Annotated in this window: 10 protein-coding genes; 4 read left to right on the top strand and 6 right to left on the bottom strand. The window is 63.7% G+C overall.

Annotated features, from left to right (window positions below):
* Positions 1-314: 314 nt before the first annotated feature.
* A complete protein-coding gene (locus tag GTP44_RS21750) occupies positions 315-3,128 on the top strand; it encodes a TonB-dependent receptor domain-containing protein (RefSeq protein ID WP_161021059.1) in 2,814 nt (937 codons plus the stop codon).
* A 17-nt stretch (positions 3,129-3,145) separates the two neighbouring features.
* On the opposite strand, the gene GTP44_RS21745 is transcribed toward GTP44_RS21750, so the two are convergent.
* The 3 genes from GTP44_RS21745 to GTP44_RS21735 form a co-directional block, all read right to left on the bottom strand.
* The gene (locus GTP44_RS21745; protein ID WP_161021058.1) at positions 3,146-5,329 is read right to left on the bottom strand and encodes an OsmC domain/YcaO domain-containing protein; all 2,184 of its coding nucleotides are present in this window, start codon (positions 5,327-5,329) and stop codon (positions 3,146-3,148) included.
* Between the two features lie 134 nt (positions 5,330-5,463).
* A complete protein-coding gene (locus GTP44_RS21740; protein ID WP_202424186.1) occupies positions 5,464-8,286 on the bottom strand; it encodes a sialate O-acetylesterase in 2,823 nt (940 codons plus the stop codon).
* Positions 8,287-8,303: 17 nt separating this feature from the next.
* Positions 8,304-10,961 carry a glycoside hydrolase family 3 C-terminal domain-containing protein gene (locus GTP44_RS21735; RefSeq protein ID WP_202424185.1) on the bottom strand — a complete coding sequence of 886 codons (2,658 nt, stop codon included), beginning with the start codon at positions 10,959-10,961 and terminating at the stop codon, positions 8,304-8,306.
* A gap of 365 nt (positions 10,962-11,326) precedes the next feature.
* Here GTP44_RS21735 and GTP44_RS21730 point away from each other — a divergent pair, with 365 nt between their 5' ends.
* The 3 genes from GTP44_RS21730 (at position 11,327) to GTP44_RS21720 (ending at position 16,866) form a co-directional block, all read left to right on the top strand.
* On the top strand, positions 11,327-12,247 hold the full coding sequence (locus GTP44_RS21730) for an alpha/beta hydrolase (protein ID WP_161021057.1): 921 nt from the start codon (positions 11,327-11,329) through the stop codon (positions 12,245-12,247).
* 101 nt (positions 12,248-12,348) lie between these two features.
* Positions 12,349-15,315, top strand: a complete 2,967-nt coding sequence (locus GTP44_RS21725) for a TonB-dependent receptor (RefSeq protein ID WP_161021056.1) — start codon at positions 12,349-12,351, stop codon at positions 15,313-15,315.
* Between the two features lie 144 nt (positions 15,316-15,459).
* On the top strand, positions 15,460-16,866 hold the full coding sequence (locus GTP44_RS21720; RefSeq protein ID WP_202424184.1) for an aminotransferase-like domain-containing protein: 1,407 nt from the start codon (positions 15,460-15,462) through the stop codon (positions 16,864-16,866).
* Between the two features lie 12 nt (positions 16,867-16,878).
* Here the strand turns inward: GTP44_RS21720 and GTP44_RS21715 are convergent, their stop codons facing one another.
* The 3 genes from GTP44_RS21715 to GTP44_RS28060 form a co-directional block, all read right to left on the bottom strand.
* Positions 16,879-19,827, bottom strand: a complete 2,949-nt coding sequence (locus tag GTP44_RS21715) for a glycoside hydrolase family 31 protein (protein ID WP_202424183.1) — start codon at positions 19,825-19,827, stop codon at positions 16,879-16,881.
* A gap of 209 nt (positions 19,828-20,036) precedes the next feature.
* The gene (locus tag GTP44_RS21710; protein WP_161021055.1) at positions 20,037-21,140 is read right to left on the bottom strand and encodes a porin; all 1,104 of its coding nucleotides are present in this window, start codon (positions 21,138-21,140) and stop codon (positions 20,037-20,039) included.
* Between the two features lie 61 nt (positions 21,141-21,201).
* A complete protein-coding gene (locus GTP44_RS28060) occupies positions 21,202-22,770 on the bottom strand; it encodes a methyl-accepting chemotaxis protein (RefSeq protein ID WP_161021054.1) in 1,569 nt (522 codons plus the stop codon).
* Positions 22,771-23,100: the final 330 nt, after the last annotated feature.

Raw genomic sequence — 23,100 nt, 5'->3', positions numbered from 1 at the left:
TATTCTCTGCTAATCTTGCCGAACTGAACTGTTACTTAAGTTCTAAATCTACCCTGATCGACCTCGGCCAACGTCTAGTCCGGCCCTCGTCCAACGGGCGACGAGTACGCGAGGTGCTCCAGCGGCGGCTGCACAAGCAGTGGCGAATAAAACACTGGGGACACTGCATGACACTGCGGCACCACGCCTCGTCCCTGCTGATTATTCCGCCTCGCCGCTAAGCGCCGCACTCATCACACATTGTGTTTGCACCAAGGAGCCTCGCCGCCCCTTGTGGCAAGTTTTTTCATAAAAAAAGTCGGGAGATAAGAGATATGATAACGTACAACAAACCACGCCTCGCTCTGAGCGCCGTCAGCTTGGCCATTCTGGCGCTGAGCAATCCAGCGCATGCCCAGCAAGGCGATGACAACATGACGCGGGTTGAAGTGACCGGTTCATCGATCAAGCGCGTGGCGTCCGAAAACGCGCTGCCGCTGACCACCTACAAGGCCGAAGAACTGGAGGCCCAGGGGCTGACCACCATGTCCGAAGTGGCGGTCTCGCTGGTGACCGCCTCCACCAATGAACCGGTGGGCGGCGGCGGCGGCGGCGGCACCATGATCAATATGCGCGGTCTCAACACCAACCGCACGCTGGTGCTGTTGAATGGTCGCCGCCTGCCCAACGAGGCCATCGGCGACAGCTCGGTCAACGTCGACGTCGTACCGATGAGCGCGGTGGAGCGGGTGGAGGTGCTGCGCGACGGCGCCTCGTCCATCTACGGCACCGACGCGATTGCCGGCGTAATCAACTTCATCACCAAGCGCACCGTCAACGAGGTGCGCGTCAGCGTGGCGGCGGTCCAGCCGGAACGTTCGGGCGGCGGCGAGCAGCGCCGCTTCTCGCTGATCGGCGGCAAGGGCGACCTGAACACCGACGGCTGGAACGTGTACGCCGCTTTCGATACCCAGAGCCGCAGCGCGCTGATGCAAAGCAGCCGGCCGGAAATCTGGGACGCGGACAAGATCGTGGCGCTGGGCGGCACCGCCTTCGGCACCGGCGTGGCCGGCTCGTCGGCGTCGCCGGCCAACTTCACCGTGTACAACGGCGGCAAGGCCACCAGCACCACCGGCAACCCGTACTGGTCCACCGGCTGCGGCAGCACTTACGACACGCCCTACAGCCTGGCCTCGACCAAGGCCAGCGGCTCGGGCAACAAGACCTGCATCCTCAATCCCAACTTGTATCCGCAACTGCTGCCGGAAAATCGCCAGACCACGCTGTTCACCAAGGCCTCGCTGCGCCACGGCGACAACAAGCTGCTCACGGTTGAGATGCTCAACACCGATTCCTACATCGACGCCCTCAATCCGCCGCAGATCGCCGGCGCCCAGACCGACTACGACAAGATCAACGCCGGCGTGCGCAAGCCGCTGTTCATCACCAAGAGCAGCCCGTGGTATCCGGGTGGTTCGGGCGGCGTGCCGGCCGTGGCCGGCGTCAACGGCCAGGACCTGGCGGTGACCTGGAGCCTGGATGAACTGGGCGCGGCCGGCCTGCACGACCGCCAGAAGACCAACCGCATCATCATCGCCGACGAAGGCGAGTTCATGAACTGGGATTACCGCGTCGGCTTCAACGCCTCGATGAGCGAGCGCCGCGTCGGTTACAAGAGCGGCTTCGTCACCACCCCGGGCATTTACGCGGGCGTGGCCAACGGCAAGCTGAATCCCTTCGGCAAGCAGGACGCGGCCGGTCGCGCCTACCTGGACGAGATCAGCGTCGACGGCCAGGATTACCGCACCGCCCGCGTCAAATATTTCGGTCCCGACTTCAATCTCTCACGCGGCCTGATGGAGCTCGAAGGCGGCTCGCTGGCGGTGGCCGTCGGTGGTGATGTGCACCGCGAAATGTACAGCGACGACACCTCCATGCTGGCCAACGACGTCACCTACAAAACCTCGGGCACGCCGGGCGCAAACCCGTCGGGCGCGCGCACGGTGTCCGGCCTGTACGTTGAGATGGACATGCCGATCACCAAGAAACTCGACTTAACGCTGGCCGCGCGCGCCGACCATTTCAGCGATTTCGGCTCGACCTTCAACCCCAAGGCCAGCGTGCGCTGGGAACCGCTCAAGACGCTGATGTTCCGCGGCACCGCCAGCACCGGCTTCCGCGCGCCGACGCTGCCGGAGCTGTACGGCGCGGCGCGCACCAAGGGCCCGTCGACCAGCCGCTGGGATGACCCGCTGCTGTGCCCGAGCGCGACACCGTCGCAGGCCAACACCGGCAGCGTCACTACCGATCCGCGCTACGCCGGCCTCAATCTGGACCCGGCACGCGTGTGCAACACGCAGCTGACCACGCTGACCGGCGCCAATCCGGACCTGCAACCTGAGAAATCGCGCACCGTGACGGCCGGCGTGGTGATCGAGCCGGTCAAGAACATGATGGTGTCGCTGGACGTGTGGGACATCCGCATGAAGGCCACGATCGCGCAGATCACGGAAGACACCATCTTCGCCGACGTCAGCCGCTACAGCAATCTGTTCGTGCGCAACGCTGATGGCACGCTGGACTACATCGTGATGACCCGCCTGAACATGGGCGGCCTGCGCACCCGCGGCGTGGACCTGGGCTTCCGCTACACGCTGCCGACCAAGACCATGGGCCGCTTCGGCGTCAACCTCGACGGCACTTTCGTCGACAAATACGCCAGCCAGAAGGATGCGGGCGGCGCCTGGTATGACAGTGTCGGCCGTCCAGGCGCGCTGGCGACCGGCTCGACCTCGGCCAACACCTACATCTTCAAGTGGCGCCACAACCTGCGCTTCTCCTGGAACATGGGCGACTTCGGCATGCAGCTGACGCAAGCCTACACTTCCAGTTATGAAGACACCAACGCCCTGCCCAGCCAGAAGCCCGGCCAGCCGTTCTATAACGTGATCAAGCCCTACACCTTGTACAACCTGAGCACCAACTACCGCTTCTCGAAGCAGTTGCGTGTGACGCTGGGCGTGAACAACTTGTTCAACCAGGAACCGCCGCTGTCGAACCAGCGTCTGAGCTCACGCGTGGTGTTTGCGCAGAACATCGCCAAGCCGATCGGCCGGGCCTATTCGCTGCGCGCGGAGTACGCGTTCTGACCGGATAGACCCGGGCCTCAGGCCCTGGCGCGCGCCGCGTGCAGCTTCTTGTAACTATCGAGCAGCCGCGCGTGGCGCTCCAGGCCTTCCAGACGCATGCTGGTCGGCGTCAGGCCGTGGAAGCGCACGCTGCCGTCCAGCGAACCCAGCACCGCGTCCATGCGTTCATTGCCGAACATGCGGCGGAAGTTGACCTCGTACTCTGCCATTTCCATGTCGTCGTCCAGCGTGACTTCCAGCGCCGCGCTGACGGCCTGGTAGAACAGGCCGCGCTCGACGGTGTTGTCGTTGTATTGCAGGAAGGCGCCCACCTGCTCCTGCGCGTCCTCGAACTGTTGCAGCGCGAGGTTGATCAGCAGCTTCAGTTCCAGCACGGTCAACTGGCCCCAAACGGTGTTGTCGTCGAACTCGATGCCGATCAGCGTGGCGATGTCGCCATATTCGTCCAGCTCGTTGTTTTCCAGCCGCTCCAGCAGCGCTTCCAGCTGATCGTCGTCAAGGCGATGCAGGTTCAGCACGTCTTCGCGGAACAGCAGCGATTTATTGGTGTTATCCCAGATCAGGTCTTCCACCGGATAGATTTCCGAATAGCCCGGCACCAGAATCCGGCAGGCGGTCGCGCCAAGCTGGTCGTAGACGGCGGTGTAGACTTCCTTGCCCATGTCGTCGAGGATGGCCAGCAGCGTGGCGGCTTCGGCGGCGTTGTCGCCGTGACCGCAGAAGTCCCACTCGACGAAATCGTAATCAGCCTTGGCGCTGAAGAAGCGCCACGACACCACACCGCTCGAATCGATGAAGTGTTCGACGAAATTGTACGGCTCGGTGACGGCCTCGCTGGCGAAGGTCGGACGCGGCAGGTCGTTCAGGCCTTCAAAGCTGCGGCCTTGCATCAGCTCGGTCAGGCTGCGTTCCAGCGCCACCTCAAGGCTGGGGTGGGCGCCGAAGGAGGCGAACACGCCGCCGGTGCGCGGGTTCATCAACGTCACGCACATCACCGGGTAGACGCCGCCCAGCGACGCGTCCTTCACCAGCACCGGGAAGCCCTGCTCTTCCAGCCCCTTGATGCCGGCGACGATGCCGGGATATTTGTCCAGCACGGCTTGCGGCACATCCGGCAAGGCGATTTCGCCTTCGAGAATCTCGCGCTTGACGGCGCGCTCGAAAATCTCCGACAGGCACTGCACCTGTGCCTCGGCCAGCGTATTGCCGGCGCTCATGCCGTTGCTGGCGTACAGGTTCTCGATCAGGTTGGACGGGAAATACACCGTCTCGCCATCGGACTGGCGCGTGAACGGCAGCGCGCAGATGCCGCGCTGGACGTTGCCGGAGTTGGTGTCGATCAGGTGTGCGCCGCGCAGCTCGCCGTCCGGGTTGTAGATTTCCAGCGTGGTGGCGTCGAGCAGCCCGTCCGGCAGCGCATCCTTGCGGCCCGGCTTGAACCAGCGCTCGTTCGGGTAGTGCACGAAGGCGGCGTTGGCGATCTCCTCGCCCCAGTAGGCGCCGGCGTAGAAGTGGTTATTGCTGATGCGTTCGATATACTCGCCCAGCGCCGAGGCCAGCGCGCTTTCCTTGGTCGCGCCCTTGCCGTTGGTGAAGCACATCGGCGAATGCGCGTCGCGGATATGCAGCGACCACACGTTCGGCACGATGTTGCGCCACGAGGCGATTTCAATCTTGATGCCCAACTTGGCCAGCACCGCCGACATATTGGCGATGGTCTGCTCCAGCGGCAAGTCCTTGCCGGCGATGTAGGTGCGGGTGTCGCCGTCCGGCTTGACCGTCAGCAGCGCTTGCGCGTCGGCGTCCAGGCTGGCCACTTCCTCGATGATGAAGTCCGGGCCTTCCTGCACCACTTTCTTGACCGTGCAGCGCTCGATCGAGCGCAGGATGCCGAGGCGGTCCTTCTCGGAAATATCTTCCGGCAGTTCCACCTGAATCTTGAAGATCTGCTTGTAGCGGTTTTCCGGATCGACGATATTGTTCTGCGACAGGCGGATATTCTCGGTCGGGATGTCGCGCGTGTTGCAGTAAAGCTTGACGAAGTACGCCGCACACAGCGCCGACGAGGCCAGGAAGTAGTCGAACGGGCCGGGCGCGGAGCCGTCGCCCTTGTAGCGGATCGGCTGGTCGGCGATGACCGTGAAATCGTCGAACTTGGCTTCGAGACGGAGCTTGTCGAGAAAATTGACCTTGATTTCCATGGGGAGAATTCCGAAAAAGCAGAGCTGGGAAAGAACGGCAAACAATGCAAAAGGGCAGCCAAGCAGGCTGCCCTTGTACTTTACAGATGCGGGATTGTAACACAGTTATCCCGCCGCCTCTGGCTGGGCGCGCGTTAGCGGAGCTCCAGCTGGAACGGCGCCGCCGGCAGGTCGTCGCCGCTGAACAGGTTGACGAACGGCGCGTCGGCCCACGCGTAGCGCACACGGGTCACGTCGGCGCCGGCGGCGCCCGGCAGCACCACCGTGTCGCCGGCCACGCGCGCCTCGGCGTAGCGACAGGCCGCGCCGGCGCAGACCTCAAAGCCGATGGCGCGGTCGGACGAATACGTCACCAGGCCGCCGCCATTGTCGCGGAAGGCGATCACAATGTCGCCGCCGCGCCGCTGCGCCGACAACGCGGCCGGGCTGCCGGACGCGGTTTTATCGCCGTAGGCCACGCTGCGCGCGGCGCGCGCCAGTCGCTCGCCGACCACGGTTTTCTGGGTCGGATGGATGTCAAAACGGTCGCCGATGTCCAGCGTGACGGCCAAACCGGCGTTGGCATCGCCCGCCACGGCCGCAGCCTGGGCGTCGCGCAATTCGGCCCAGCCGGACTGACCGGGCGTCCTGGCGGTGGCGCCATAACCGGGCAGCTGCACCACCAGGAATGGCAACGCCGGCTGGCCCAGGCGCTGGCGCCAGTCGCGCATCAGCAGCGGCAGCAAGGTACGGTATTCCTGCGCCGCGCCGGCGTTCGACTCGCCCTGATACCAGGCCGCCAGCTTGAAGCCGTAGCCGGCCAGCGGCGCGATCATGCCGTTGTACAGCGTGGTCAGGCTGGTCGGCACGTCCCACGGCGCCGGCGGCACCTTCAGCCCCTTGAGCGCGCTGCCGCGCTGGACCTTCCACGCCTCGGTCAGCGGGATCGACTGGCCGTCCGCGGTGCCGATGCTGGGCCGGCCCGCCAGGCCGCCGTTCTTGCCGCTGTTGAGCACGCGCACGGCGATGACGTTGCGGCCGGCGCGGAACACGCCGGTTGGCACGGCGTAATCGCGCCACACCCAGGCGGTGCTGGTGCCGCCGACCGGCTCACCGTTGACCCAGGTGCTGTCGTAGGTGTCGATCGGACCGAGGCGCAGCGCATTGGCCGCGCGCGCCTGCTCCGCCGTCAGCGTGACGCTGGTGCGATACCAGGTCACGCCGTCGAAGTCCTTGAAGCCGGCCAGGCCGCTGTCCTTCCACGAGCCGGGCGGCGTCAGTTGCGGCCAGGCGGCGTCGTCGAAGTCCGGCTTGGTCCAGGCTTGCTGCGCGGCGGCGGCCGGATCGTTGGCGCGCCACCACGCCGCGTTGCGCTCGGCTTCGGCGCGCCGGCCGGCGTCGCGGTCGGCGCCATATTGCGCCACGGCGGCGACGCCGGCGCGATAGTCATCCAGCGTGCCCAGCGACTCGCCGGCGATCCAGCCCTGGATCGTGGTGCCGCCCCAACTGGCGTTGATGAAGCCGACCGGGACCTGATACTTGGCTTGCAGCGAGCGCGCCATGTAGTAGCAGGCGGCGGAAGCGGCGCCGACGGTCTCCGGCGTAACGCGGGTCCAGGCCGACGCGGCCGGCAGCTCGGCCTGCGGGACGGCGGCGCTATGTTTCGGCACGTTCAGGTAGCGCAGCTTGTCGTTGTGCGCGCCCTGGACGGCGCCGAAGGCGTTGGTCGCCGCGCTGACCGCGTATTCCATGTTGGACTGGCCGGAGCACAGGTAGACGTCGCCAACCAGCACATCGTCGCGGCTCAGCGTTTGCCCGTCGGCGCGCACGGTCAGCGTGTAGGGACCGCCGGCCGGCTGCGCCGGTAGTTGCAGCCGCCAGCGACCCTGCGCGTCGGCGTTGCCGTTGACGCTGCGCGGACCCAGCGTCAGCACCACGCGCTGTCCGGCGCGCGCCGTGCCCCAGACCGTCAGCGGCTGGTCGCGTTGCAACACGGCGTGGTCGGAAAACACCCGCGCCAGGCCCAGGCCGGATGCCGGCTGCGAGGTCGGCTTTGACTCCGCCGGCCGCAGGTAGCCATGCATCCCCAGCCAGCGCACGAAGCTGTCGAACCAGCCGGTGCTGGTGGTGTTCTTCTGGTACATGCCGAAGCCATGGCCGCCCCGCTCGAACAGGTGGAACTCCACCGGCCGTTGGACCTGACGCCAGCTGTCCACCAGCCCATAACCGGTGTTGCCGAACAAAGGATCGTCGGCGGCCAGGCCGATGAACAACGGCGGCGCGTCGGCCGGCGCGGTCACTGCGCCCAGCGGACCGTAGATGTTGCCGATAAAGGCCGGCTTCGCATCCTGCCCGTGCAGCGTGGTCGCCATGGTCAGCATGGCGCCGGCCGAGAAGCCAACCATGCCGACGCGGTCCGGATCGATGTGCCATCCGGCGGCGCGGGCACGCACCAGCGCGAAGGCGGCGCGGGCGTCGGCGATCTGCGGCGCGTAGGTGGTGGCGTCCTGCGTCGCCGGTGGACGCTTGGCGGCGGCCGAGAACAGTTCCGCCATCGACCGTTCAAAACCGGGAATATCGGCCGGCGTCTGGATCAGGCGGTACTTCAGCACGAACGCGGCCACGCCACGGTCGGCCAGTGCCTGCGCCACCTGCCAGCCCTCGTTTTCCATCGACAGCGTGCGGAAGGCGCCGCCGGGGGCGACGATCACCGCCGCGCCGCTGGCCTTGCCGGGAGCCGGCAGGAACGGCGTCAGCGTGGCCTGGGTGACGTTGCGGGTGAACACGCTGCGGTACTGGCGATGCCAGCTCTCCTGCGTGGCGGCGCCCGGCAGCGGGCCAGTGTTGAGGGGGATCGCGCCCGGTTGGGCCGGCGCCGGGATCGGCGTCATCTTGTCATCCTGCGCCTGCGCCGGCGCCGTTGCGCCGAGCGCGCATATCAGCACCAGCGACAGTGTCGCTAAGCTTGCTTGCTGCATCTTGTCTCCTGTTATCGTTATAGGTCCAGCGGCACGCTGCGGCTCAGCACCAGCGGCGCCTGTTGTCCGGCCACGCCCTCGCCCGGCTGCCCGGAGCCGACGCTGAGCCGGTACTGTCCCGGCATCAGTTGGCGCGCGCCGTCGCGCGTGACGAAACTCAGGTCGCGCGGCGTCAGCCGGAAGCTGATCTGGCGGCGCTCGCCGGCCTTCAGCGTCACGCGCTGGAAGCCGCGCAGCGCCAGCCGTGGCGCGCCCTCGAAGGCCGGCGGCGTCAGGTAGAGCTGCGCCACCTCGTCGCCATCGCGGCCGCCGGTGTTGCTGATCTCGGTGGTGACGATGACGCCGTTTTCCGGCGCGCCCTCCACCGGATCGATCCGCAGCGGCGCATAGCGGAAGCTAGTGTAGCTGAGACCGGCGCCAAACGGATAGACCGGCGTGCCGGCGTAGTAACGGTAGGTGCGGCCCTGCATGCGGTAGTCGTCGAACGGTGGCAGGTCGGCCAGGCCACGGTAGAACGTCAGCGGCAGGCGGCCGCCGGGATCGGCGCGGCCGGTCAGCACATCGGCCACCGCCAGCCCGCCGGACTGGCCGGGATACCAGGCTTCGAGAATGGCGGCGGCGTTGTCCTTGGCCCATGACAGGTCGAGCGCGCTACCGTTCATCAGCACCACCACCAGCGGCTTGCCGGTGGCCTTGGCGCGTTCCAGCAGACGGCGCTGGCTGGCCGGCAGGTCCAGCGAGGTTTTGTCACCGCCGGCAAAGCCTTCGACATTGATCGCCATCTCTTCGCCTTCCAGGTCCGAGGTCAGCCCCACCACCGCGACGATCACATCGGCGTCGGCCGCCACGCGCTGCAACTCGGCGTCGGCGTCGCTGGCGATGCGCTTCCAGAACAGGCCGGGCACGCCGCTGCCGCCGCTCTCGGCCTCGAAGCGCAGCGGATAGCGCTTGCCCTGCTCCAGCCGCACCGTGTCCAGTTGCAGCGGCTCGGCCCATTTCGAATAGTCGAGGGCATTGACCGCCGGCTTGCCATCGACCTGAAGCGTGCCCTTCACACCGCTGACGCCGAGGCGGTACAGGCCGCTCTCGGGCGCCGTCAGGTAGCCACTCCAGACGATCTTGTGCTGATCGCCGACCGTCTTGAACTGCAGCGCGCGTGACGCCAGTCCCGGCTCGGTGCGCGTGACCACCGGCCGCGTGTCATATTGCGCGCCGGCGCGGTTGTAATACGCCACGCGCAATCCCGGCTGGCCATCCGGCGTGCGCAAGGCGGATGCCGGCACCGGGTCGCCATCGGTGATCGACGGGCCGTCCGGCGCCAGTCTGACCTGCGCCGACGGCAGCACGCGGCGCAACCCTTCCAGCACCGATACCGGCGGCGCCGACTGGCTCGATGAATAATTGCCGCGCAACACGCGGGTGGCGTCGGCCAGCGGGCCGATCACCGCCAACTTCAGTCCCGGCTTGAGCGGCAGCACGCCGTCGTTCTTCAGCAGCACCATGCTGCGTGTGGCCGCCTGCAACGCCAGCGCCTGGTGCGCCGGCGTATTGATGGCCGCCACCGGCACCGCGTTGACCTGACGCTGCGCCAGTCCGGCCAGGTCGCCATTGCGGTAGCGCGCCGAGAACAGCCGCACCAGCGACTGGTCGATATCGGCCATGCTGATCAGGCCGCGCTGCCAGGCTTCGCGGTAGCGCTCGGTCAAACCCGGCGTCGCGCTCAGGGTCTTGGTATTGCACTCGTTGTCGGTGCCGGCCTTGAGCGCCACCGCGACGGCTGCAGCCGGATCGGGCGCGTATTTGTGACGTTCGGAGATATCGGTCACCGCGTCGCAGTCGGACACGACATAACCCTTGAAGCCCCAGGCGCCGCGCAGGTACTGCTTCATCAGCAGATCGCTGCCGCAGGCCGGCTGGCCGTTGATGCGGTTGTAGGCGCACATGATGGAGCCGGCCTTGGCGTCGACGATGGCGGCGCGGAAGGCCGGGAGATAGGTGTCCTCCAGGTCATGCGCCGAGACAAACACATCGGCGACATGGCGGGTCGACTCCGGCCCGCTGTGGACGGCGAAATGCTTGGGTGTGGCGACCACGTCCGGCAAGTCCGGGTTGGCGCCCTGTATGCCGCGAATGAAGGCCACGCCCAGCGCGGCGGTCAGATGCGGATCTTCGCCATAGGTCTCCTGGCCGCGCCCCCAGCGTGGATCGCGGAAGATGTTGATGTTGGGCGACCAGGTGTCGAGGCCGGTGCCGATGCGGCCCAGGCGACCGGTCTCCCGCCCCAGCGTATGCAGCGCGCGCACCTCGGTGCTTATCGCGGCGGCCACCTGCTCCAGCAGCGGCGCGTCAAAGCTTGCGGCCAGGCCTATCGGTTGCGGAAAATTAGTGGTCGGCAGCGGCCCCAGCGCGCCGTGCAGCGACTCGGTCCACCAGTTGTAGGCGGGAATGCCAAGACGCGGCACGGCCGGCGCCACATTCAGCAACTGATCCAGCTTTTCTTCCGGCGTCAGCCGCGCCACCAGGCTGCGGGCTGGCGTCTCGGCGGCGGCGCGGGCGTCGTCCGCGTGCGCCAACGGCACGGCGGCCGCCAGCACCAGCGCACTGATTACGGCACACATCCATAGGCGCGGCGGGGTTGCGGCGGCGCACGGCCGGCAGGTTTTACAGGCTCGCATGCTGGTCTCCTTATTATTTTTCGAGCAATTATTGTTTGCGGTAACATTTTGCTCGGCCTAAGCAATGTAGTGCTTACGTTAACTCGCCGCCAATAATTTTTTCAGCCGGTTTGATATTGAAATCGATATCAACGCTCCGGTTGCTTTTTTACAACGGCCGGCGATGCCGTTGCGCGGTGTTGCGTGCGCGTTTAGCATGGTTTCTCAAAGCGCGCCGCCCCTGCCGATATCCATTTCAACATCGCCGCCAACAAAAAAGTTATTGGTTTCCTGCCAACCCGAGGAATACATTGGCTACACAATTGAAATGTTACCGCAAACATTTTTAGACTCATTAACATGAGCAATAACAAAAAGGAGACAAAATGATCAAAGCCGGATTCCCCGCCTTGCTGTTGGCCTGCGCGCTGCATGCACCGGTCATGGCGCAAAACGACAAGATGAGCCCGATCGCCACGCCGGCCCAGCCGAACGCGATCACGCTCGACACCGGCGCACTGCCGGGCGCCACCGCGCCGGAGGCCTGGCACCGCCAATACAACAGCGTATTCACGCGCAACGTCACGGTCGCCACGCTGACGCCGTTCCTGCCCGAAGCCGGCAAGGCCAGCGGCGCGGCGGTGATCGTCGCGCCCGGCGGCGGCTTCCGCACGCTGTCGATGGAAAACGAAGGCTGGCAGGTGGCACAAGCACTGGCCAACAAGGGCGTGGCCGCGTTCGTGCTGAAGTACCGCTTGAATCAGACGCCGGCCGACATGGCCGGCTTCGAGCGTTCGATGGCGGAAATGTTCTCGGGCACCGCCAAGCGGCCACCGGCGCCGCAAGATCCGACCGCCGCCTACGCGCCGCAGATCGCCGATGCCCGCGCCGCCTTCGCGCTGGTGCGCGCCCGCGCCGGCGAATGGCATGTCGATCCGGACCGCGTCGGCATGCTGGGCTTTTCAGCCGGCGCCATGCTGACCATGATGACCGCGCTGCACGGGCAGGATGCCAAGCCGGCCTTCATCGGCAATATTTACGGTCCGCTGACGACGATGACGCCGCCCGCCGATGCGCCGCCGCTGTTCATCGCCCTGGCCGCCGACGACCCGTTCTTCGCCAACAGCGGTTACGGCCTGGTGGACAGCTGGCGCAAAGCCAAACGGCCGGTGGAATTCCACCTGTTCGAGCAAGGTGGCCACGGCTTCGGCATGTATCCGAAAACCACCACCAGCACCGGCTGGTTCGATAGCTACACGCGCTGGCTGGCGATGCACGGCTATCTGCAGCCGGCCAAGCCGCGCTGATCCATCCACCATCACAGGGAGACCGACCACCCGCCACCACCCCACGCATCACCCACGCCTCACCCACGCAGAAGACATCAATATAAAAAGACGGAGACCTTATGCAAACACCTTTTCAACGTACCTTGATGAACCTGGCGGTCGCCAGCGCATGCGGCGTGCTGGCCCTGCCCGGCCACGCCCAACAGACCGCCTCGGCCGATACGGCCAACGATCCGCCGCAAGTGGTCGTCACCGGCATCCGCGCCAGTATGCAGTCGACCCTGAACCTGAAGCGCAACTCGGACGGCATCGTCGACGGCATCGTCGCCGAGGACATGGGTAAATTCCCGGACACCAACCTGGCCGAATCGCTGCAGCGCATTTCCGGCGTGTCGATCGACCGCAGCAATGGCGAAGGCCAGAAAGTCACCGTGCGCGGCCTGGGGCCGGACTTCAATCTGGTGCTGCTGAACGGCCGCCAGATGCCGACCACCGACCTGAGCGACCTGTCCGGCCGTTCGTTCGACTTTTCCAATCTGGCGTCGGAATCGATTTCGCAGCTGCAAGTTTACAAGACCGGCCGCGCCGACAGCCCGACCGGCGGCATCGGCGCCACCATCAACGTGGTCACCGGCCGGCCGTTCGACAATCCCGGCCTGCATTCCAGCGTCGGCGTCAAGGCGCTGAAAGACACCTCGAACGACCACGTGGCGGACTCGATGAAGGGCCGCAGCGTCACGCCCGAGGTCTCCGGCATTTACTCGAACACCAGCGCCGACGGCCGCTTTGGCGTGGCGCTGAGCGCCAGCTTCCAGTCGCGCGATTCCGGCTTCAACCGCGCCGGACTGTTCAACGGCTACCAGGGCCCGTATCTGGGCTCGGCGGTCATCGACGGCCAGACGCTGGCACAGCCGGGCAAGCCGGGGTCGGAGAAGATCACCAACCGGCCGGCACAGGACGCGCTGTATTCGATTCCGCAGAACATGAACTACAACATTGCCGCCGTCCAGCGGCAACGCACCAATGGCCAGTTGACCTTGCAGTTCCGTCCGGTTAAGGAACTGACAACGACGGTCGACTACACCTATTCGGAAAACAAGATACAGACCAAGCGCAATGAGCTCAGCGTGTGGTTCGCGCAGACGCCCACCTCCACCAGCTCGTGGCCAAGCGGCCACGTGGTCAGCCCGCTGACCTATGCCGAGGTCTACCCGACGCCGCAGGACATCTCGGTGGTCGGCAGCGATTTCGCCACCAGAACCAAAAACAAGTCGCTGGGCGTGAACGTCGCCTGGAAAGCCAGCCCGGACCTGAAGATCGAGTTCGACGCCCACCACTCGACCGCCCAGTCCGGCGCCGACAGCCCGTTCGGCAGCGATAACGCGCTGTCCAACGCCAGCTTCAGCCGTGGCCCGGTCAAGCTCGACTTCACCAAGGAACTGCCGATCCTGAGCATGCCGGCCGCCAACCTGACCGCCGCGCCGATCCAGGCCGCCGGCTCGTGGTTCCACAACAGCTTCGAAAAATCGACCATCAAGCAGGCGCAGACCAAGGCCAGCCTGAAGATCCTGGAGGCGTCCGAGCTGAACTTTGGCGTCGGCTACACCGACACCACCAACCGCTCGACCTATTCGAATGTGCAGAACAACACCTGGGGCGGCGCGACCAAGGCGTCGGACTATCCGGCCAACCTGTTCCAGGCCAATTCCCTGTCGTCGTTCTTCAACAAGCTGGGCGGCGCCAACTCGCCGGAGCTGTTCGGTACGCTGTACACCTTCGACTTCGCCAAGGTGCGCCAGGTGACGGCGAACGCGGTCGGCAACCAGGCCGCCTATCTGCCCAACTTCGGCACGCCGGACACCGACCGCACGCTGCAGGAAAAAACCACGTCCGGTTACCTGTCGCTCAACACCGATTGGGATACCGCGATTCCGTTCCACTCGTCGGTCGGCGTGCGCGTCGAGCGGACCAAGGTCAGCTCGACCGCCCAGGTATTGCCGGGCACGGCCGTCGTGTGGGTGGCGCAGAATGAGCTGCCGATCACCTTTGGCGGCCAGGCCTTCAGCAACACCGACGCCTCGTACACCAACGTGCTGCCGTCCATCAACCTCGATACCGATCTGCGCAGCGACATGAAGCTGCGCGCCAGCGCCGGCGCCACCATTGGCCGCGCACGCTATGATCAGCTGCAAGGCGGCCTGACGCTGGGCACCATCGCCAACGTGTTCACCGGCGGCAGCGCCTCGGTCGGCAACCCGGCGTTGAAACCGGTCAAATCGAAGAATCTGGATATCTCGTGGGAATGGTACTACGACAAGCAGAGCGTGCTGTCGCTGGCCTACTTCCGCAAGCAGCTGGATAACTACGCCGGCCAGACGCTGATCACGCAATCGCTGTACGGCCTGCACACGCCGATCGGCGGCGCCTACTACAAGGCGGCGCTGTCGAGTGGCTGCGGCGCCGCCGACACCAACTGCATCCGCAACTACATCCTGGGCAATTTCGACGGCCAGCCGGGCGTCAAGAAAACCGGGGTCAAGGGCGACGGCATGTTGGATGGCACCATCACCGGACTGCCGACCGACCCGATCCTCAACTTCCAGACCACCACCTATGCCAACCAGAAATCGGCCAACGTCAGCGGCGCCGAGGTCAATCTGCAGCATATGTTCGGTCAGAGCGGCTTCGGCGTACAGGCGAACTACACCTACGTGCACTCGCCGCTGAAGTACAACAACGCCGACGTCAACGACCAGTTCGCGATTCTCGGGCTCAGCAACTCAGCCAACCTGGTGGGTATTTTCGAGAACAAGGACTGGTCGGTGCGCGTGGCCTATAACTGGCGTGACGAATTCCTGGCCGCCACGGTCGATGGCAACGGCCGCGCGGCGCCGGTGTACACCGACGCCTACGGCCAGGTCGACCTCAGTATCGGCTACAACTTCAACCAGAACCTGAGCTTCCAGCTGGAGGCCATCAACCTCAACGATGCGACGCAACGCCAGCACGGCCGCACGGCCGCATCGACGCTCAATGTGACGCAAGCCGGACCGCGTTACATGATCGGCGCACGCTACAAGTTCTGATGGCGGGTTAAGCCAGGCGCGGGGCGGTTGCAATGGCCGCCCCGCGCCTGGGCGCCGAAATAAGTTGTACCCGGTCTCGATGTAGGGATAAAGTAGCGTCTGAACAGACGCTACTGCAAAGCAACACCCGTACATTCAGATCAAATGTCTCAGTCAAAATCCATACAAGATGAGTCACAGGCCATCGCCTGGATAGGACACTTCGTGCAGCAGGCCGGCCCGCGCTACCTGCAAATTGCCGACGCCATCGAGCAGGCGCTGTCCGACGGCATGCTCAAGCCCGGCGACCGTTTGCCGCCGCAGCGCCGCCTCGCCAGCCTGCTGCGGGTGGACCTGACCACCGTCACCCGCGCCTATGACGAAGCGCGCCGCCGCCACCTGCTGGAAGGCAAAGGCGCGCGCGGCACCTACGCTGCCGCGCCCAAGGTCGAGTTGCAAGCGCTGCTGGACCTGAGCATGAACATCCCTCCCCCGCCCGCCGGTGTCGACTTTGACGACATGCTGAAACAGGGACTGGCGCAAGTACTGCTGCGCACGGACAGCGGCATGCTGATGAATTACCACCTGGGCGGTGGCGGCGCCGCCGACCGCGCGGCCGGCGCGGCATGGCTGGCGCCACTGTTCGGCCCGCTGGATACGGAACACCTCGCCGTCTGCGCCGGCGCGCAAACGGCACTGGCCGCGCTGATCCTCGCGTTGAGCCGTCCCGATGACGTGATCCTGACCGAGCCGACCGTCTATCCCGGCCTGACGACGGCGGCGCAGCAACTGGGACGGCGCGTGGTGGCGGTGGACATCGACACCGACGGCATGCGTCCGGACCTGCTGGAGCAAGCCTGCGCCGCCCATCCGGTCGCGCTGATCTATCTGAATCCCACGCTGCAAAATCCGACCACGCACACCATGCCGGCCGCGCGGCGCAAGGAAATCCTGCAAGTGGCCGCGCGCCATAGCGTGCGTATCATCGAGGATGATCCGTATTCGCTGCTGGCGGCCGACGCGCCGCCGCCGTTGGCGCTACTCGCGCCGGAGCAGGTGGTGCACATCGCCACGCTGTCCAAATGCCTGGCGCCGGGACTGCGCACCGCCTACGTGCTGCTACCCGACGCGCAACTGCGCGAGCGCTTCATGCACGCGCTGCGGTCGTTCGTGCTGATGGCGGCACCGTTGACCACCGCGCTGACCACGCAATGGATACACGACGGCGCGGCGCAGCAATTGCTGGCCGGCGTCAAGCTGGAGGCGCGCAACCGCCAGCGCATCGCGCATCAACTGCTGGCAGGCAAGGCGGAAGCGCGGGAAGACGGCATCCACCTGTGGCTGGAACTGCCAAGCTACTGGACCGCGCCGGAACTGGCGCGGGTGGCGCGGGCCGAAGGGTTGGCGGTCACCTCATCCGAGGCGTTTTCGACCGCCCCGACCAGACCGCCGAACGCGATTCGCATCTCGCTCGGCGCCATCCAGGACAGCGATCGCCTGTCGGCCGCGCTGCGCAAGCTGTCCCGGCTGCTGAGCCGCCGCCCGGACGGCCCCGCCAGCTTCGTGGTCTGAGCTAGCCGGCCATCAAAAACTCAGGCTGACCGGCTTGCCGCGGTAGACCACCGAACGGCTCGGCGCCGCCGTGCCCAGCGCGCTGGCATTGGCGGGATCGGCGATCACGATGTTCAGCGTGCGCTCGCGCACCAGACCGGGGAAACTGCCCTTGCGCGCGCCGATGCGCAGCGTGCGGCTGGCATCGTCCCACACCAGTTCGTAACGCGCGGACTGGCCTTTTTCGTAGGCGTAGGTTGCGTTATCGTCCTCGTAGACGGTGAAGCGGCCATCGGCACCGGGATAGATGCGTATCTCGTAAGGCGCGGACGGCTGTTCGGTCGCATACTGCACCACCGGCCCCATCGGGATGATCGCGCCGGCGCGGACATACAAGGGCAGCATGTCCAACGGCGCATCCCGGCCGACCTTGGCGCCGCCGGCGTAGCGCTGGTGGGTCCAGAAGTCATACCAATCGCCGCCCTTGGGCAGATAAGTCTGCACCTGCAGGTCGCGCGGCGCGGCGGCCGCCGCCGCCAACGCGCGCAGTTCGGCCGGCGTACGCCAGCCCAGCCGCAAGGAGCGCTCGGCCGTGCCCTGGTAATACTCGATGGTCAGCGGCAGGTGTTCGCCGCGCTTCAAGGTGCGCCGCACGCTGCGGGTGCGCGCGGAGCCTTCGGTCCAGTCGTCGATGACCTTCTCGCCGCCGAGGAACAGGCGCACGCCGTCGTCGCCGCTCAGGCCAAGCTCGTATTCGCCGTCTTCCGGCGCGATCAGCTCGCCTTGCCAGCGGGCGGAAAAATGATCCAGCGAGCTCAGCCCACCCGGAATTTCCGCCAGCGGCGGCGCCGGCCAGTCGTGGTCGATCTTTTCATCGACCAGCTTCTCCAGCGGCTTGTCGAAGTTCTCTCCGGAGAAATATTGCAGCGTCAGGCCGCGCTTGCCATCGGCGGTGCGCAGATACTCGGACGGGATCACCGGGATGGGCGGCGCCTGCACGTGGTACATGGCGCGCGTTACCGGATGCACCAGCAGCGACGGGCCGAACATGAAGCTGTCGTTGATGTCATAGGTGGCGGTGTCCTGCGCGAAATCCATCGGCAACGCGCGCATCAGCGTGTAGCGGTCGGCGGTGACTTTCGCGCTCAGGCTGTAGGTGTATGGCAGCAGCCGATAGCGCAGGTGCACGGCGTTGAGCATCGACTGGTAGACCGCCGGGTCCAATTGCTTGAACAGATAGGGTTCGCGCTCGATGCTGGTGCCATGCACCCGCATGATGGGATTGAACGCGGCATATTGGAACCAGCGCGCGTACAGTTCACGGTAGGCCGGGTTCTTTTCACCACCGGGGAATTCGGTGACGAAGAAGCCGCCGGTGTCCTGCGTCCAGTACGGATTGCCGGTGATGGTCACATTCACGCCGCCGGCGATCTGCTGCCGATACGTCTTCCAGCTGGCGAAGATGTCGCCCGACCACGAGGCCGCCGCCGTGCGTTGCGCGCCGGCCCATGCCGAGCGGGTCAGCGTGAACACGCGCTTATTGTCGGTGGCGCGCTGCCCCTGGTAGGTGCCTTCCGTCGTCAACAGCGTGTACGGATTCAGATAGCGGGTGAAGTCGCCCATCGCATTATTGCCCAGCGCCTTGGTGTCGCGCACATTGTCCATGGCGTTCCACATCGCCGAGCTGACCTCGACCTCGGTGCCGTCCATCCACAGCGCGTCGACGCCCTTGTCCAGCAGGCCGCTCTTAATGTGCTTGAAGTAAATCTGCCGCCCGAGCTTGCTGTAGGCGTCGTACACCCGCGCATGCTTCGAGATCCAGTGCAGCGGCGCGAAACGCAGATGGTGCTGATCGAGCTCGTGCGCGAGCGCGGTATCATCGCCGATGGACGGCCAGATCGACACCATCAGCTTCATGTTCAGATCGTGAATGGCCTTGGTCATCGCCTTCGGGTCCGGGTAGCGCTCCGGATTCCACGTCATGCCGCTCCAGCTGCCGTCCTTGTCCGAGCCCCAGTACTGCCAGTCCTGCACGATGTAGTCGAGCGGGAATTGCTCCTGGCGGAAGGTGCGCGCGACTTCCAGCAGCCGCGCCTGGGTGGGATAGCGCTCCTTGCTCATGAACAGGCCAAACGCCTGCTTGGGATACATCGGCGCGTCGCCGGTCAGCCAGCGGTAGGCGCCCACCACGTCGTCCATGGTGTCGCCAGCCATGAAGTAGTAATCGACGCCGCCGGGCGCGCTCTCGGCCCACAGCCGGGCGCCATCGGCGTCGTCCTTGAAGCGCATCATCGAATAGGTGTCCCACAGCACGCCATAGCGTTCGGACGAGACCATCACCGGAATGATGATGCCGACATTGGTCTGCACCAGCAGCAACTCCTTGTTGCGGCGGTTGACCTCATCGTCGGCGGTGAAGCCGAAGCCGTAGATGCCCTCGCCCGGCTTCAGCGTGAAGCGGTTCTCGACCTCATAGGTCGGCGCGGCGGAAATCGTGCGGGCCACGATGCTTTGCGGCGCCGCCGCGTTCTCGCGCGTCAGCGCCCTGCCGGCGCCATCCGCATAAGCGATCGCGCCGCTGTGCTTGTCGATCGAAATGCGCACCTTGGCGCCCACCAGCTCCAGGCTGGTGGGCTGGTCACGCAACTCGAACGGCGCCGCCGCCGGCCGGCGCAGCACCACCAGGCTGGGGTGACGCCAGTGCGGCGTGCCGAGATGCGCATTCACCCGTACCACCGAAGGCGAATAGAAGATCACTGTCTTGGTAACGCCGCCCAGCTGAAACTGCACACCGCCGTCGATACGCTGGAACTGGAACTCCGGACCGGACGCGGGATGCAGCGCCCGCACCTGTCCAATTTTGTCCAGCACAGCGGGCGCTTGCGCCGCCGACGCCGCGCCGGCCGAAAAACACAAGGCCAGCAGCAGCAAGGAAAAACGGCCACGCCCACGCGCCGCCGGTTGATAGAGGCTTGGTTTCACTCGATGATCTCCTGTAATTAGGCCGTTTCAAGCGATGCCCCACCACTGGGCTGCAAATCTTGAAACGTTTTATTAAAGCAAACTTAACAAGTTCACCCAACCCAGTCCAATCACTTTTTTATCATCTGCGATACAGCTATCGCATTGGCATCCTGCCAATAAAAAAGGCAGCCATGACGGCCGCCCTTCAGCATCCAACGCTGGACGATTTAGAATTTATGCATCATCCCCAAAGTGACGCCACGGCCATGCGTACTATTGGCCAACGTACCGGTCACGCCAGCGGCGTTGCCGTTCCATTTGGTCGAATCCGCTTCAACATACAGCGTGGTCCGTTTGGATAAATCATGCTCCAGATACGCGTACAAGCGATCAAAACCGTCTTGTGAAAAGCCGGTGCTGTCACGTCGCACACGATAATAGGCAATCGTCAGCAGGTTGCCAGGGGAAACGAGGACGCTGCCACCACCGGAAGCGATGCGTTGCTTGGTTTCTTTGTTGATCGCCGTGTCCGCTTTGTTATTGCCGTAATTGGCCTTCAAGGTCACCTCGCCCAGCTTGTAGGCGGCGCCGAGGGTGTAGGCATCCAGCGCGAAATCGGCGCGATTTTTAAATTTCATGTAGCCACCCGAGACCACGAAACCATCACGCTGGTAGCTCAATGCGGCGCCTGTCGTTGACAAGGCACTGGAATCTCCCGGCACCTCGCCGAAAGAATACGAAACACGTGCGGTCACCGGTCCCATTTCGCTGGTGAACTTCAACATATTGTCCAGGCGGTAGAAATTATCGTTATAGCCGCTGGTACCGTACTGCGTGCCAAAGGCGTGCGTGCCAAAGGCCGTATTGCTTAACGCGGTGACATTGATATTTGGATTAAAGCTGGCGTTACGCATGCCCAAGGGGTCCACCGGATTGATCGCGTCGGACAGGATGGTTGCCTGCCGGCCGGCGGTCAGCCTGCCGGCACTGGTTTTCAGTCCCACATAAGCGATGCGATCAAATAATTTATCGGATTTGGCGCTACTGCCGGTGTCAAGATTGAGCCCGCCCTCCAGATGGAAAACCGCAGCCATGTCATTGCCCAGCGATTCCTCGCCTTTAAATCCCCAGCGGCTGGTATTATTCACGCCACTGGTGATGCCGGTGCTGGTGTTCGACGTGGGCGCATTGGCCGCACTCAAACCACTGCTATAACGCGCACCCAGATCGGCGATGCCGTAAAGCGTGACGTTCGATTGCGCGGCCGCGCCCTGTCCCAACATGAAGCCACTCGCAAGAGCAACTCCGGATATATATTTTTTTCTCTTCATAGCCCCCCCCTTTATAATATTTTATTTTCCGATGCACGATCACGTGCTATCGCCAATCCGTCTATCTCAAAGCCACCGCGCTATGCTCTATGCGGAACACATTCACCGACGTCGCCAATTCCGCCGCCAGATCCTGCATCGATTGCGACGCCGCCGCCGATTCCTCGACCAGCGCCGCATTTTGCTGCGTCACCGTGTCCATTTTTGCGATCGCAATATTGATCTCTTCAATCCCGACGCTTTGCTCTTGCGTCGCCGAGCTGATGTCAGTCACGATACTGCTTACTTTACGCACACTGTCATTCACTTCAGTCATCGTATTACCGGCCAAATTCACCAGTTTGCTGCCGGCGCTCACCCGCTCTACAGAGTCGTTAATTAAATCCTTGATTTCTTTTGCCGCCGCCGCGCTACGCTGCGCCAAACTCCGCACCTCGCTCGCCACCACCGCGAATCCACGTCCCTGCTCACCGGCGCGAGCGGCTTCCACGGCGGCATTCAGCGCCAGAATATTCGTCTGGAAAGCAATTCCATCAATTACGCCAATAATGTCGACAATTTTATGGGAGGACTCATTGATGGCGTTCATGGTCGAAATGACCTCGCCCACCACTTTTCCTCCCCGGCCCGCCACCTCGGTCGCGGATATGGCCAAACTATTCGCCTGCCGGGCATAGTCGGCGTTTTGTTTGATGGTGGAAGTCAGCTCCTCCATTGCCGATGCCGTTTCCTCCAGGGAGGCGGCTTGATCCTCAGTTCTCGCCGACAAATCCAGATTACCCGCAGCGATTTCCTGCGAAGCGATGTTCAGCGTTTCCGTCCCCGTGCGCACCTGTCCGACCAGCCCCTGCAAATTGGTGTTCATGGCTTGCAAGGCGCGCAGCAATAGTCCGATCTCATCGGTCGAAGTGGGCGCAATGGTTGCCGTCAAATCGCCTTTCGCGGCGCTTTCCGCAACGCGGACCGCAGCATGAAGAGGACGACTGATCAGGCGCGCGATCCATAAAGCAAGCGTCACATTAATCAATAACGCAGCCACCAGAATGAGGGTAATCCAGTTGCGCGAAGAGGCGTATAAGGTCTGATTCTTTTCCAGCGCATTGTCGCTTTCTACCTTGCTGAGTTCGACCAAACGGTCGACGACATTATTAACTTCTCGGAAAATTTTTACCGATTCGCCCCGGATCGCTTCTCTGGCCTGATCTTTCTGGCCTTTACGCGATAAACCCATAATCTGTTCATTGGCCACCGAGTAGGACTTAAACGCAGAATCCAGGTTTTTAACCAACTTATCTTCTTCGGGCGAGTGATCCAGCAAGCGATATTGCGCCTGGTATTCGGAAAACTCCTTGGACCGGGTAACGATGCTCTTTTCGTAGTTTGTGTAATCGGCCGCTTCAGACGAGAGGATATGCTGTAGTTCAGAGACGCGCATACGGTTTAAAGTGGCCTTCATCAATAAAGCCAAACGGACACTCGGCAATGTGTCACTTAGCACTTCTGTTGATGCGGCGTTGAGGCGGGAGTTTTGAAAAATACCAAAAATGCCGATGATCAGTGTCAGACTTAATGCAACGGAGAAGGACAGCAATAATTTATATGCCATCTTCAAATTTAAAAACCACTTCATTTTTTCTCCTTATTCACTTTTGGTGCTCAGGAATTCATGACCTTTTATGAATTCCTGTGCACGAAAGCTATTTTTTTTATAAATCGGGTGCTGCCAGATCATGCTGCTTACACTAGCCTCTTCCCGCTAAAAATGCAAAAAAAACAGCCAACCAAGATGAATAATTCTGATCAAACGATGCTTTATCGCAACTCATGAGCACTAGGGGGCCTCGAAAAACCGGCCCGGCCGTGGCATGATGTCAGCGCATCAACCTTGACGACTCTGCCATGATGAAACCCAACCTTTTTGCTGCGCAGGAGCGCGAAGCCAAGCTGACGAAGCTGGGCG

The sequence above is a fragment of the Duganella lactea genome (genome assembly GCF_009857505.1).
Lineage (GTDB): Bacteria > Pseudomonadota > Gammaproteobacteria > Burkholderiales > Burkholderiaceae_D > Rugamonas > Rugamonas lactea.
The sequence above is the reverse complement of the archived record's forward strand: the minus strand, read 5'-3'. Positions and strand labels throughout refer to the sequence as shown.